Origin of the sequence: Hamadaea sp. (genome assembly GCF_013362815.1) — a bacterium.
GTDB lineage: Bacteria > Actinomycetota > Actinomycetes > Mycobacteriales > Micromonosporaceae > Hamadaea.
Map to the genome: position 1 here is coordinate 76351 of NZ_JABFVK010000018.1, position 12808 is coordinate 89158.

The 12808-nt window shown below is 69.8% G+C and carries 10 protein-coding genes; 4 read left to right on the forward strand and 6 right to left on the reverse strand.

Annotated elements, in window-relative coordinates; translation table 11 throughout:
- The first annotated feature begins 89 nt into the window (after nt 1-89).
- Nucleotides 90-1280 (forward strand): bifunctional pyridoxamine 5'-phosphate oxidase family protein/GNAT family N-acetyltransferase, encoded by a 1191-nt coding sequence (locus tag HOV77_RS11215; RefSeq protein ID WP_363260030.1) that lies wholly within the window; start codon nt 90-92, stop codon nt 1278-1280.
- Nucleotides 1281-1427: 147 nt separating this feature from the next.
- Here the strand turns inward: HOV77_RS11215 and HOV77_RS11220 are convergent, their stop codons facing one another.
- Entirely contained in the window at nt 1428-1769 is a 342-nt protein-coding gene (locus HOV77_RS11220) for a hypothetical protein (RefSeq protein ID WP_290861083.1), read from the reverse strand.
- Between the two features lie 133 nt (nt 1770-1902).
- Between HOV77_RS11220 and HOV77_RS11225 the strand changes: the two genes are divergently transcribed.
- From HOV77_RS11225 to HOV77_RS11235, 3 genes are all read left to right on the forward strand, one after another.
- A complete protein-coding gene (locus tag HOV77_RS11225; protein ID WP_290861085.1) occupies nt 1903-6324 on the forward strand; it encodes an ATP-dependent helicase in 4422 nt (1473 codons plus the stop codon).
- Between the two features lie 63 nt (nt 6325-6387).
- Nucleotides 6388-7533, forward strand: a complete 1146-nt coding sequence (locus HOV77_RS11230) for an acyltransferase (RefSeq protein WP_290861087.1) — start codon at nt 6388-6390, stop codon at nt 7531-7533.
- 30 nt (nt 7534-7563) lie between these two features.
- Complete coding sequence (locus HOV77_RS11235) at nt 7564-8349, forward strand: SAM-dependent chlorinase/fluorinase (protein WP_290861089.1); 786 nt, start codon at nt 7564-7566, stop codon at nt 8347-8349.
- 394 nt (nt 8350-8743) lie between these two features.
- Here HOV77_RS11235 and HOV77_RS11240 read toward each other — a convergent pair whose 3' ends face one another.
- From HOV77_RS11240 to rimO, 5 genes are all read right to left on the reverse strand, one after another.
- Nucleotides 8744-9205, reverse strand: a complete 462-nt coding sequence (locus HOV77_RS11240; RefSeq protein ID WP_290861091.1) for a helix-turn-helix transcriptional regulator — start codon at nt 9203-9205, stop codon at nt 8744-8746.
- Between the two features lie 73 nt (nt 9206-9278).
- Nucleotides 9279-9734, reverse strand: a complete 456-nt coding sequence (locus tag HOV77_RS11245) for a CinA family protein (RefSeq protein ID WP_290861093.1) — start codon at nt 9732-9734, stop codon at nt 9279-9281.
- Nucleotides 9735-9760: 26 nt separating this feature from the next.
- The gene (locus HOV77_RS11250; protein WP_290861095.1) at nt 9761-10603 is read right to left on the reverse strand and encodes an arylamine N-acetyltransferase; all 843 of its coding nucleotides are present in this window, start codon (nt 10601-10603) and stop codon (nt 9761-9763) included.
- A 22-nt stretch (nt 10604-10625) separates the two neighbouring features.
- Nucleotides 10626-11198, reverse strand: a complete 573-nt coding sequence (gene pgsA / locus HOV77_RS11255; protein WP_290861097.1) for a CDP-diacylglycerol--glycerol-3-phosphate 3-phosphatidyltransferase — start codon at nt 11196-11198, stop codon at nt 10626-10628.
- 10 nt (nt 11199-11208) lie between these two features.
- Nucleotides 11209-12687 (reverse strand): 30S ribosomal protein S12 methylthiotransferase RimO, encoded by a 1479-nt coding sequence (gene rimO / locus HOV77_RS11260; protein ID WP_290861099.1) that lies wholly within the window; start codon nt 12685-12687, stop codon nt 11209-11211.
- Nucleotides 12688-12808: the final 121 nt, after the last annotated feature.

Genomic DNA, 12808 nt, shown 5'->3' on the forward strand with positions numbered 1-12808 from the left:
TTCAAGACTGTACCAGAACAATGAGCATTAGGTGGGACCTCATGTACGCCAAAACCCCTCGGACCACCAGTCTTCGCGAGAAGGAGCGGATGAGCTACTCCCGCGAGGAGGCGCACGCCATTCTGGACGAGGCCTGGTTCTGCACACTGTCGTTCATCGTCGGCGACGAGCCGCGCGCCCTCCCGACCCTGTTCGTACGCGTGGACGACGTCGTCTACGTGCACTTCTCGACCGGATCCCGGGTGGGCCTGGGTGGCCGCGCCGAGGGGCTGCCGGTCTGCCTGAGCGTCACCCACCTCGACGGCCTGGTCCTGGCCCGGTCGCAGTTCAACCACAGCGCCAACTACCGGTCGCTGGTGGCGCACGGAGTCGCGATCCCGGTCACCGACCCGGCCGAACGCGATCTGGCGTTCACCGCGCTGACCGAGAAGGTCGGCCCCGGCCGGGCGGCCGACACGCGTCCGCCGACCGCCAAGGAGTCGGCGCAGACCGCCGTTCTGCGGCTCGATCTGACCGAGGTCAGCGTCCGTGGGCGTACCGGTGGGGTCGTGGACGACGCCGAAGATCTCGGGCTGCCACACTGGGCCGGTGTCGTGCCGATGCGTACGGTCGTCGGCACTGCCGAGCGGGACGCCGGGGTCACCGCTCCCCTGCCCGACTATCTGCGTACCGTCCCCAGCGAGTGGCACGAAGCGCCGACGCTCAAGGGCGAACACGTGGTCCTCGAACGCCTCGACTTGTCCCACGCGCCGGGCCTGTTCGCCGCCGTCGGCCAGGACGAGGAGGTATGGCGCTACCTGCTCAACGACACCCCGCGCACGGTCGAGGAGATGGCCCGGCTCGTCGCCGACGCCGAAGACCAACATGTACGCGGAGCGCGGGTGCCCTGGGTGCAGCGGGATGCGGTCACCGGCGAGATCGTCGGCACTACGTCGTTCTACGGAGTCGACCCGCACAACCGCTCCGTCATCATCGGCATCACCACCCTCGGGCGGCGCTGGTGGCGTACCGGGATCAACACGGAGTCGAAGCTGCTCCTGCTCCAGCACGCCTTCGACACCCTGGGGTGCGTACGGGTGCAGTGGGAGGCCAACTCGAAGAATGAGCGGTCGCATGCGGCGATCGAACGGCTGGGTGCGACCCGGGAAGGCGTGCTGCGGCGGCACAAGAAGCTGCTCGACGGCACCTGGCGGGACACCTACGTCTTCGGCCTGACGGCCGAGGAGTGGCCTGCCGCGCAGTCCGCTTTGCGAGCGCGGCTGCGCCCCAGGCTCGCCTGACGCTGCGTTGCCATGATCAGCGGAAGTTTCGCGGCGTGATGGCACCACATTTTCTCCGTTGATCATGGCGGCCAACGAACGAGGCCCAACCCCCACCCTCTTCGGCGCGCTCTTCCAACACCACACCGAACGAAGGGCAACCGAAGGTCAGGTAAGAGCGAGAGCGAGATCCCCACGACCAAGAGCGGTGACGATCTCGTTGAGGACAGGAACGTCGGCGCTCACAGGCCGCCGGGCGAAGCGCTGTTGGCTGCGATGCCGCCTGACGACGACGAAGTGCACCGCTGCGCGTACCATCGCTCGATCCGCGGCACTGGAGCGAGACGTCTCCGCGACCAATCGGCGCAGGGTGACCGCGATGCGTTCGGCGAGCGGCAGGTCGTGCGGGGCGCGGACCTGGACCCAGGCCAGGTGACCGTCGAGCTGGCGGAGGAGGACGTCTGATTCGTGGGCGGCGGTGCGGCGCGGGCGGATTCGACGGTCGTCCATTGCTCAGACCCCCAGGCTGGTTCGATGGACTACTCAACGTCTTTACGACGGTAACCGAGCGTCACGAAACGGGCAAGACTTGCAAGGCGGACGATTTTGGTCATGCTGCCGATTGTCAGGGGCTCGGGGCAGGATGGATGGCGTGACCGACGTGCTGGAGCTGTTCGGCCCGGCGACCCGGGAGTGGTTCTCGACCGCCTTCGCCGCCCCCACCGCCGCCCAGGCGGGTGCGTGGCAGGCTGTGGCGGCGGGCAATCATGCCCTGGTGGTGGCTCCGACGGGTTCCGGCAAGACGCTCGCGGCCTTTCTGTGGGCCCTGGACCGGCTGGCCCACGAGCCGGTGCCGGCCGAGCCGGAGAAGCGCTGCCGAGTGCTCTACGTGAGCCCGCTGAAGGCGCTGGCGGTCGACGTCGAGCGCAACCTGCGGACGCCGCTGACCGGCATCCGGCATGCCGCCGACCGGCTCGGGCTGACCGAGCCCGCGGTGACGGTGGCGATGCGTACCGGTGACACCCCGGCCGACGAGCGACGGGTGTTCGCCAAGCGCCCGGCCGACATCCTGATCACCACGCCCGAGTCGCTGTTCCTGCTGCTCACATCGCAGGCCCGGGAAGCGCTGCGGGGCGTCGAGACGGTGATCCTCGACGAGGTCCATGCGGTCGCGGGGACGAAGCGCGGCGCTCACCTGGCGCTGTCGCTGGAGCGCCTCGACGCACTACTCGCCCGGCCGGCCCAACGGATCGGGCTGTCCGCGACCGTCCAGCCGACCGAGGTGGCGGCCCGGTTCCTCGGCGGGGCCGCGCCGGTGGCGGTCGTCCAACCGCCGACGGCGAAGACGATCGAGGTCTCGGTCGAGGTGCCGGTCGAGGACATGACGGCGCTCGACGAGGGACGTGCCGACGACGAGGGTCCCCGGCGCGCGTCGATCTGGCCCGCGGTCGAGGATCGGGTCTACGAGCTGATCAAGGGGCATCGCTCGACCATCGTCTTCACCAACTCGCGGCGGGGCGCGGAGCGGCTGTGCGCCCGGCTCAACGAGCTGGCGGTAGAAGACCTCGATCGCGCGATCCAGATGCCGGCGCAGATCATGGCGCAGGCCGGCGCGGGTTACGGAGCGCCAGGCGTGATCGCGCGGGCTCACCACGGTTCGGTGTCCAAAGAGGAGCGAAAGCACATCGAGGAGGAGCTGAAGTCGGGGCGACTGCCCGCCGTCGTCGCCACCTCCAGCCTCGAACTCGGCATCGACATGGGCTCGGTCGACCTCGTCGTGCAGGTCGGCGCGCCGCCCAGCGTCTCGGCCGGGTTGCAGCGCGTCGGCCGGGCCGGGCACCAGGTGGGCGCGATCTCGCGCGGCGTGGTCTTCCCCATGCACCGCGGCGATCTGCTCACCTCGGCCGTGGTCTCGCGGCGGATGGTCGGCGGCACCCTGGAGTCGCTGGACTACCTGCACAGCCCCCTAGACGTCCTGGCGCAGCACATCGTGGCCATGACGGCGCTTGACGAGTGGACGGTCGCCGACGCCGCCACCCTCGTCCGGCGGGCCGCCCCGTTCGCGGAGCTGCCCGATTCGGCCCTGCACTCCGTCCTCGACATGCTTTCCGGCCGATATCCGTCGACCGCCTTCGCCGAACTGCGGCCGCGGATCGTCTGGGACCGCGCCACCGACCGGATCACCGGACGTCCGGGCAACCAGCGGCTGGCCGTGACCAGCGGTGGCACCATCCCCGACCGGGGGCTGTTCGGCGTCTTCCTCGCGGGATCGGCGAAACCCGCCCGCGTCGGCGAACTCGACGAGGAGATGGTCTACGAGTCCCGGGTCGGCGACGTCTTCGCCCTCGGCACTAGTTCGTGGCGGATCGAGGAGATCACGCCGGATCGCGTACTGGTGTCGCCGGCTCCCGGCCAACCGGCCCGGCTGCCGTTCTGGAAGGGCGACCAGGCCGGGCGGCCGGTCGAGCTCGGCAAGGCCATCGGCACCTTCCTCCGCCAGCCCTCCGATGTGGATGGACTCGATCCGGCGGCCCGGGAGAACCTGTCGGCGTACCTGGCGGAGCAGCGCGAGGCGACTCGGCACCTGCCCGACGATCGCACCGTCCTCGTCGAGCGGTTCCGGGACGAGCTCGGCGACTGGCGGATCGTGCTGCACTGCGTACTCGGGGCACCGGTCAACGCGCCCTGGGCGCTGGCCATCGGGCAGCGGCTTTCCGAGCGGCTCGGCGTCGACGCTCAGGTCCACGCGGCCGACGACGGCATCGTCATCCGGCTCCCCGAGGGCGCGGAGGAGCCGCCCGGCGCGGCCGACCTCGTCTTCGACGCCGAAGAGATCTCGATGATCGTGGCCGACGCGGTCGGCGGCTCGGCCCTGTTCGCGTCGCGGTTCCGCGAATGCGCCGCACGCTCGCTGCTGTTGCCCCGGCGCGATCCGGGCAAGCGGCAACCGTTGTGGCAGCAACGTCAGCGCGCTGCCCAGCTGCTCGACGTCGCCCGGGACTTCCCCGACTTCCCGGTCACCCTGGAGGCGGCTCGCGAGTGCCTGCGCGACGTCTTCGACCTGCCCGCCCTGACCGACCTGATGCGCTCGGTCGCTGCCCGACGCGTACGCCTCATCGACGTGACCACGGCCAAGCCGTCGCCGTTCGCGCGATCACTGCTCTTCGGCTACGTCGGCGCATTCCTCTACGGCGAGGACGTCCCGCTGGCCGAACGCCGGGCGGCGGCCCTGTCGCTCGACCCGACGCTGCTCGCCGAGTTGCTCGGCCGGGTGGAACTGCGGGAACTGCTCGATCCCGCGGTCATCGAAGCGGTCTCGCAGCGCTTGCGGTGGGCCGAGCGGCAGCTGCGCGACGGCGAGGACGTCGTCGAGGTGCTGCGCCAGCTGGGCGAGCTGACCCTGGACGAACTGAGCGCGCTCGGTGCTGCCTTCGAGTGGCTGCCCCCATTGGAACGGGCCAACCGGATCGTCCGCGTACGCGTCGCCGCCCAGGACTGCTACATCCTCGCCGAGGACGCCGGCCGCTATCGCGACGCCCTCGGAGTGGCGCTGCCACCGGGTCTGCCCGCTGCGTTCACCGCCCCCGTCCCCGACCCGCTCACCGACCTGATCAGCCGATACGCGCGTACGCACGGGCCGTTCCGGGCCGAGGACTGCGCAGCGCGCCTGGGTCTCGGGGTGGCCGTCGTCGACCACACGCTCCGCCGGCTCGCCGCGACCGGCCGGGTCGTGTCGGGCGAGTTCACCGCGGCTTCCGACGGCGGTCACGTCGAATGGTGTGACGCCGAGGTCCTCCGGATGCTTCGGCGCAGGTCGCTGGCGGCGCTGCGCAAGGAAATCGAGCCGGTGCCGCCCCGGGTTCTCGGCCGGTTCCTCTCCCGGTGGCAGGGCATCGGACGAAGCCGGAACGGCCTCGACGGCGTCGCCGACGTCATCGCTCAGCTGCAAGGCGTACCGGTGCCGGCGTCGGCGCTGGAACGATTGATCCTGCCCGCCCGCGTGGACGGCTATCGACCGTCCGATCTGGACGAGCTGTGCGCCACCGGCGAGGTCGTCTGGTGCGGGGCCGGTCCGATCCAGGGCAACGACGGCTGGATCGCCTTGGCCTTCGCCGATTCCGCGCCGTTGCTGCTGCCGCCCGCCCTCGATCAGGAGTGGCCCGAACTACATCAGTCCATCTTGGATGCACTGAGCGGCGGCGCGCTGTTCTTCCGGCAGCTACCTTCGACCGCCGACGAAGCCGAAGTCGTCGAAGCGCTGTGGGATCTCGTGTGGGCGGGCCTTGTCGGCAATGACACGCTCGCGCCGGTGCGAGCGCTGCTCTCCGGCGGCACGGGAGCCCACAAGTCCCGGCCGGCTCCCGGTCGTTCGCGCTACCAGCGCAGCGGACGCGTCTCGCTGACGACCTTGCGGCAGGGCCCGCCGACGGTGGCTGGGCGGTGGCATCTCGTCGCCGACCGTGACCTCGATCCCACTCGACGCGCAGCCGCCCTCGCCGACTCGTTGCTGGAACGGCACGGCGTCGTCACTCGGGGCGCAGTGGCGGCCGAAGGTCAGCCCGGCGGCTTCGCCGCCGTCTACCCCGTCCTCGCCGGCCTCGAAGAACGGGGCGCGGCCCGCCGGGGGTACTTCGTCGAAGGACTGGGAGCGGCGCAGTTCGCCCTGCCCGGTGCGGTCGACCGCCTCCGCTCGTACGCCGACCGCACGTTCCCGGCTCAGGTGCTCGCGGCGACTGATCCGGCCAACCCTTACGGCGCAGCGCTCGACTGGCCCCCGGCCGACGGCGGGCACCGGCCCGGTCGCAAGGCGGGTGCGCTCGTGGTGCTCGTCGACGGCGACCTCGCCCTCTACGTCGAGCGTGGCGGGCGTACGCTGCTGACCTTCGCCGAAGAGCAGCTCACGCCGGCTACCAAGGCTCTCGCCGAGGCCGTACGCGGTGGCGCGCTCGGCAGCCTCAGCGTGGAACGGGCCGACGGCGAGGCGGTGCACGACAGCGTCCTGGGTGAGGCGTTGGCGGCGGCCGGGTTCACTGTGACGCCTCGGGGACTTCGGCTACGCGCCTGATCCGCTGCGGAGCGTCGGGCAGCAGACCATACGGTGGCACCGATTCTGGCATAGTCGTCGGGCATGAGCGCCCCCACGGCAGTCACCGAGACGACCCCGAAAGCCGGGTCCCGCGACGACTACGTGGACTTCCTCCGGGCCGCCAGCCTGATCGTCGTGGTTTTGTGGCACTGGGCCTTCACCATCCTGACCTGGGAGCCGAACGGTCCTCAGGCCGGCCCGCACGCCACCAGCCCGCTCGGGTTCACTCGCGGATTCTGGCTCGCCACTTGGCTCTTTCAAGTCATGCCGCTGTTCTTCTACGTCGGCGGGTACGTCCATCTCCGCTCCTGGGAACGGGCTCAGCTCAACGGCGTACACATTGGAGCGTTTGTCGGCCGGCGGATCCGCAAGCTGGCCGTGCCGGCCGTGGTGGTGATGCTGGCCTGGATCGCGGTGGGCTCGGCCATCGGCGGGTATTTCAAGCTGGAGGGGATCGGCCGGGGCGTCCGGCTCATCATCAGCCCACTGTGGTTTCTGGCGATCTACCTGATGCTGATCGTGCTCCTGCCGGTGTCGCTCTCGCTGCACCGCCGGTACGGCAGCCTCGTGCTGGTCTGGCTCGGCGGCGCGGCGATGATGATCGACGTGGTCCGGTTCAACTACCACCTCGAGGCAGCGGGCTGGGCGAACATGGTGCTCGTCTGGGGCCTCGCCCATCAGGCGGGATTCTTCTACCAGAAGGTGGTCGACGCGCCGCGCCGTGCCGATTGGACGCTGCTGTGGGCCGGGCTCTTCGGCCTGGTGGGACTCGTCGGCTCGGGGCTCTACCCGGGATCGATGGTGGGCGTGCCCGGCGAACGGTTCTCCAACATGGCACCGCCGACCTTCGTCATCGTCGCCCTGCTGCTCTTTCAGATCGGCGTTGTCGAACTGCTCCGACCGACGATGCAGCGGGTGCTGCTGCGACCTCGGTGGCATCGGGCGAACGACCTGATCAACCGCTTCTCACTGCCGCTCTATCTGGTCCACACGACCGGGCTGGCGATATTCCTTTTCCTCGCTTGGTTGCTGTTCGGTTACGAGTTCACGGACCGGAGCGACGATCTGCGCATCGATCTACAGTGGTGGCTGACCAGACCCCTCGCCGTCGTGGGCCCGCTGATCTGCACGCTTCCGGTGATCGTCCTTTTCAGCAAGATAGGGGTACGCCGAGAGCAGGGGCAGTGACGCACCGCATTCTCGCGGTAACTTCGAGACATGCCCGGTTATGACTGGATCTCGCTGACGACCGACTACGGCCTCTCCGACGGTTTCGTCGCCGCTTGCCACGGTGTGCTCGCCCGGCACTCCCCGGCCGCCCGCGTCATCGACGTCTCTCACCTCGTCCCGCCAGGTGACGTCGCCCGAGGCGCCGCCGTCCTCGCGCAGACGGTCCCCCACCTGCCCCGCGCCGTCCACGTCGCCGTCGTGGATCCCGGCGTCGGCACCCTGCGCCGGCCGGTTGCGCTGATCACGCCGGGTGGCATCCTCGTCGGCCCGGACAACGGACTCCTGCCCTGGGCGGCGCGCGAACTCGGCGGGGTCGTCGGCGGCGTACACCTGACCAACGAGAAGTGGTTCGCCGGGCGCGTTTCGCGTACGTTCCACGGCCGGGACGTCTTCACTCCAGTGGCCGGGCGGATCGCCGCCGGCGCCTCGCTGATGGACGCCGGTCCCGAGATCGACCCGGCCAGCCTGGTCATGCTTCCCGATCCGGTGGTGGCGATCGGCGACGGCTGGCTGGAGGCCGAAGTACTGACCATCGACCGCTTCGGCAACGTGCAGCTGGCCGCGGACGGATCGCTGCTGGCCGGACTACCCGGGCAGATCGTCGTCGGCGGCTGCCGGGCGATCAACGGCGCGACCTTCGCCGACGTGCCGCACGGCGGGATGGTCGTCTTCCCCGACTCGGCCGAGCGGTTGGCCGTCGCGGTCAACGGCGGACGGGCGGCGGTCGTGCTGGGCGTGACCGCCGGGGACGTCCTACGCATCACCACCGACTGACGTCGCCTTGCCGCTGCGTCGCGTTCGTCGCCTCTCCGCGTCTCCTGCGCGACTCCTCCGCGTCTCCTGCGCGACTCCTGCGCGTCTCCTCCGCGTCTCCTCCGCGTCTCCTCCGCGTCTCCTGCGCGTCTCCTGCGCGTCTCCTGCGCGTTGATCATGAACTTGCGGTCATTCTCGCCCGGCGTGGCGCGTCCGCGAGCCCATGATCGTTCCCCGGGCTCGATGATCGTTTCCCGAGGATGTGGATCACGACGCTGGGGAAATGATCAGGGTGCCGTGGACGCGACACGCCGGGCGATCATGCCCGGTAGTTCATGATCGCGCGGACAGTCGGGGGTAGCGAAACGGCGCGCCTGCCACGAAGGCGGGCGCGCCGTTGACGTGCGCTGATGGGTCAGCCGGCAGTGCGCTCGAGCGTACGCCCCGGCCGCCGGTTGCGAGTCGCCATGAGGGTGGTCCGCAACGGCGAATCGTGGCGTACCGTCACCGACACCTGGCCATCCGTGATCTTGGTGTCCGGCGTGGTTACCTTGCGCGTACCCGGGATGACCTTGCGGGCAGCGGGTGCGGCCGGAGCCGTGGCAGCCTCGACCGGCCGGCCGTTCTCCAGGCCCTCAAGCTGCTCGGCGAGGGCGAGCGTGTCACTGACCTCCCGGAGCACCTCGGACAGCTGCGCGCCGAGGGCATCACAGATCGACGAGAGCAGCTCTGACGAGGCCTCTTTCTGGCCGCGTTCGATCTCCGAGAGGTATCCGAGGCTCACGTTGGCCGCGGTGGAGACCTCTCGCAGGGTCCTGTGCTGGCGCTGGCGGCGCCCGCGCAGTGCATCGCCGATGACGCGTCGCAACAGCACCATGACACACCCCCTAGCGGATCATTGCCGGCAGATAGTGCTTGCCGTCGGTTGTCACCGACGGCTGATTACGACCCTACCCCTTGTCGAGACCCTCAGCCAGCAGCGTGAGCGCCGCTGAGACGGCCTGTGCCCGGATCGTGGCGCGATCGCCGTCCAACCGCAGCCCACGAACTTCGCGGTAGCCCTGCGGGCCCGCCACGCCGACGAAGACTGTTCCCACGCTCACACCGTCCTGCGGTTCGGGACCAGCGACCCCGGTGGTGCCCAGCCCCCAGTCAGCGCCGCAGGTCAGCGCGGCACCACGGGCAAGCTGAGCGGCCACCTCGGGATCCACCGGCCCGTTCGCCGCCAGCAGGTCGGCATCTACGCCGGCCAGCTTGGCCTTGAGATCCGTCGCATACACGACGAGACCGCCTCGGAACGTGCGGGAGACTCCAGGCACCTCGACCAAGGTCGCGGCGAGCAAGCCGCCGGTCAGCGACTCCGCCACCGCGATCGTCTGGCCACGTCGAACAAGAACGTCGACCATTTCACGCACATTCCCCAGCGGGTGGCTCACCGAACCTCCGGCACCTGACTCGCCAACCAGGCCTCATGATCAGCGTGGACTTTCGCCCACAGCGTATTCGGGTCGAGTCCCTCCAAAGATAGGCCAAACCGGGCAATCTCCGCGAGCCATTCGGCCTGGCTGGTCACCTCCCGCACGCTTTTCCCCTCGGCGGACCGCCGGATCATCTGGCAGCCGCGCAAGATGTCAACCCCATCCGCGTCCCGGCGCTGAATCGTCAGCGTCCTGGTGAAGCCGGACTCCAGCGAAGTCGACAGGTACGCGTGATTGGCGGCAAAAGCTTGTACGCCGTCGGCGACCGGGCCGAAGTCCATCCCGGCGAACGAGGAGCCGGCCGCATGCGTGAAATGCCAGCCGCCTTCGACGATCTTGGAGGGCTCGAGGGCGTACTCGAAGGGACCTTGCCGATAGCTGCCCGTGCGCAACGGCAACGGCTCGTGCAGGGCGTCACCGAGACCGGCGTCGACGAACCAGATGCCCTCGGGACACTCGGGTGAGGGCAGCCCCGAGACGGTCAGCGCCAAGTGGTTGCCCGTCGCCCCGACCGGCTCCTCAGCGGTGTGCACTCCGCCGACATGCCAGGTCACGGCGTACCCAAGGGCGGTGAGCAGAGTCGCGAAGGCACCGTTGAGCTGGTAGCAGTAGCCACCCCGGCCCCGGGCGACCCAGCCGAGCGACTCGTCGGTCTCGATCCCCGGCGGTTGCCCGCGGTAGATCTCGATGTTCTCGTACGGAATCCGCTCGACGTGCGCTCGGTGCAGCGCGACGAGCTCGTCGACGCTGGGCTTCGTCGGGCGTACGCCCAGCCGGTCCAGATAGGCGTCGATCACGACTGCCCTCCCCTCTCGCGGGTCAGGCCCTCTTCGCCGCCCGCATCCGCAGTGCGGTCACGGCGTAGTCGACCCCCGTGACGACGGTAACGATCAAGGCCGCAGCCATCAACCACGGTCCCACCGCGCTCAGCGGTGATCCGAAGGGCCACAAGTACCAGGTGATGGCCGCGATCTGCAGGACCGTCTTGACCTTCCCGCCCCGGCTCGCTGCGATCACGCCGTATCGGATCACCCAGAAACGGAGCGCGGTCACGCCCCATTCGCGTACCAGAATAAGGAGCGTGACCCACCACGGCAGCACGCTGTAGACGGAGAGCAGCACGAGCGCAGCGCCGGTCAGGGCCTTGTCCGCGATCGGGTCGGCGACCTTGCCGAACGAGGTGATCAGGCCGAACCGGCGCGCGATCCAGCCGTCGACGAAGTCGGTGAGCGACGCGACGCCGAAGGCGACCGCGGCCGCGATCCGCCACTTGGTGTCGGTCATCCCCGACACGATCACCAGCGCCACGAAGACCGGGACCAGCACGATGCGCAGCGCGGTCAGCACGTTGGCCGCGTTGAGGACCGGAACCTTCCGCACTCGCTCCTGCACAGCCGACACGTTAGTGGCCCCGGTGACTCGGTGTCCGGCGTGCGTCGATCATCGCCACCGGCGTGGCGACCAGATCGACGCCCTCAGTGGCGATCACGCGGGCCTGGACCAGGTCGCCGGGCTGGAGCGCGCCGAGGTCGACTGCCTCCGCGGCGCTCACGAGGGTGGTGGACCCGTCGACCTCGGGAGCCTGGTGCTCGGCGCGGCCTTCGATCTCGCCCTCGACGACTGTGTCGATCAGGACCTCGACAAGGGCGCCGATCCGCTCCTCGGCGCGCTGAGCCGACAGCTCCTCGGCGAGCGACAGGAACTTGTCGTAGCGACGCTGAACCGTCCGCGGCGTCACCTTGCGGTCGAAGCCGGCCGCCTCGGTCCCGTCTTCGTCGGAGTAGTCGAAGATGCCGATCGCGTCCAGCCGCGCCTCGGTCAGGAATCGCTCCAGCTCACGAACGTCAGCGGGGGTCTCGCCCGGGAAGCCCACGATGAAGTTGGATCGCGCGCCCGCATGCGGTGCGAGCTCCCGGGCCGAACCGAGCAGCTCCAGGAACCGCTCGGTCGAACCGAACCGGCGCATGCGCCGCAGCACCGCCTCCGACGAGTGCTGGAACGACAGGTCGAAGTACGCCGCCACACCTGGCGTCGTCGCGATGGTCTCGACCAGCCCCGGCCGGGTCTCCGCGGGCTGGAGGTAACTCGCGCGTACGCGGACGATGCCGTCGATCGCGGCCAGCTGCGGCAGCAGCTTCTCCAGCGCCCGGGGGTCGCCGAGATCCTTGCCGTATGAGGTGGAGTTCTCGCTGACCAGGACCAGTTCGCGTACGCCGGTCCGGGCCAGCCACTCGGCCTCGGCGAGCAGCTCGTCCGGCGTACGCGAGACGAACGCCCCACGGAAGGCCGGGATCGCGCAGAAGGAGCACCGGCGGTCGCAGCCGCTGGCGAGCTTGAGGGAGGCGACCGGCGAGCTGTCGAGCCGGTGCCGCAACACCGGCCGCAGGTGCGCCGGGGTGGCCGCGTCGACGGTGGTCGCCGCGTGACCAGGGATGATCACGTCGGCCGACCGGCGCTCGACCGGCGTCACCGGCAGCAGCTCGCGCCGGTCACGCGGCGTATGCGCAGCCAGCCGCTCGCCGTGGCGGACCTTGTCCAGGACGGTGGCGATGCCCGGATAGTCGTCGAAGCCGAGCACGGCGTCGGCCTCGGGCAGGATCTCGGCCAGCTCCTTGCCATAGCGTTCGGCCATGCACCCGGCCGCGACGACCTTCGCGCCGGTCTTCGCGGCGTCGATCAGGGTGTCGATCGAATCGCGCTTGGCCTTCTCCACGAAGCCGCAGGTGTTGACGAGCACCACGTCGGCGCCCTCGCCGTCGGTCGTCACCTGCCAGCCCTCACCCGCCAGGCGGGCGGCGAGCTCTTCGGAGTCGACCTCGTTGCGGGCGCAGCCCAGGGTGAGGAGGGCCACACGGGGCTGAGAAGTGGTGGAAGGCGGCACCCGACAAGACTACCGGGGACCTGCGACACACCCCGTTCTCGTGTCCGCATAGCGGCAGATGCTTCCGCTTCGGGCCATCGTCGAAGGGGATTTGCGGCGGATCAGGGATCCGTGTCGAATC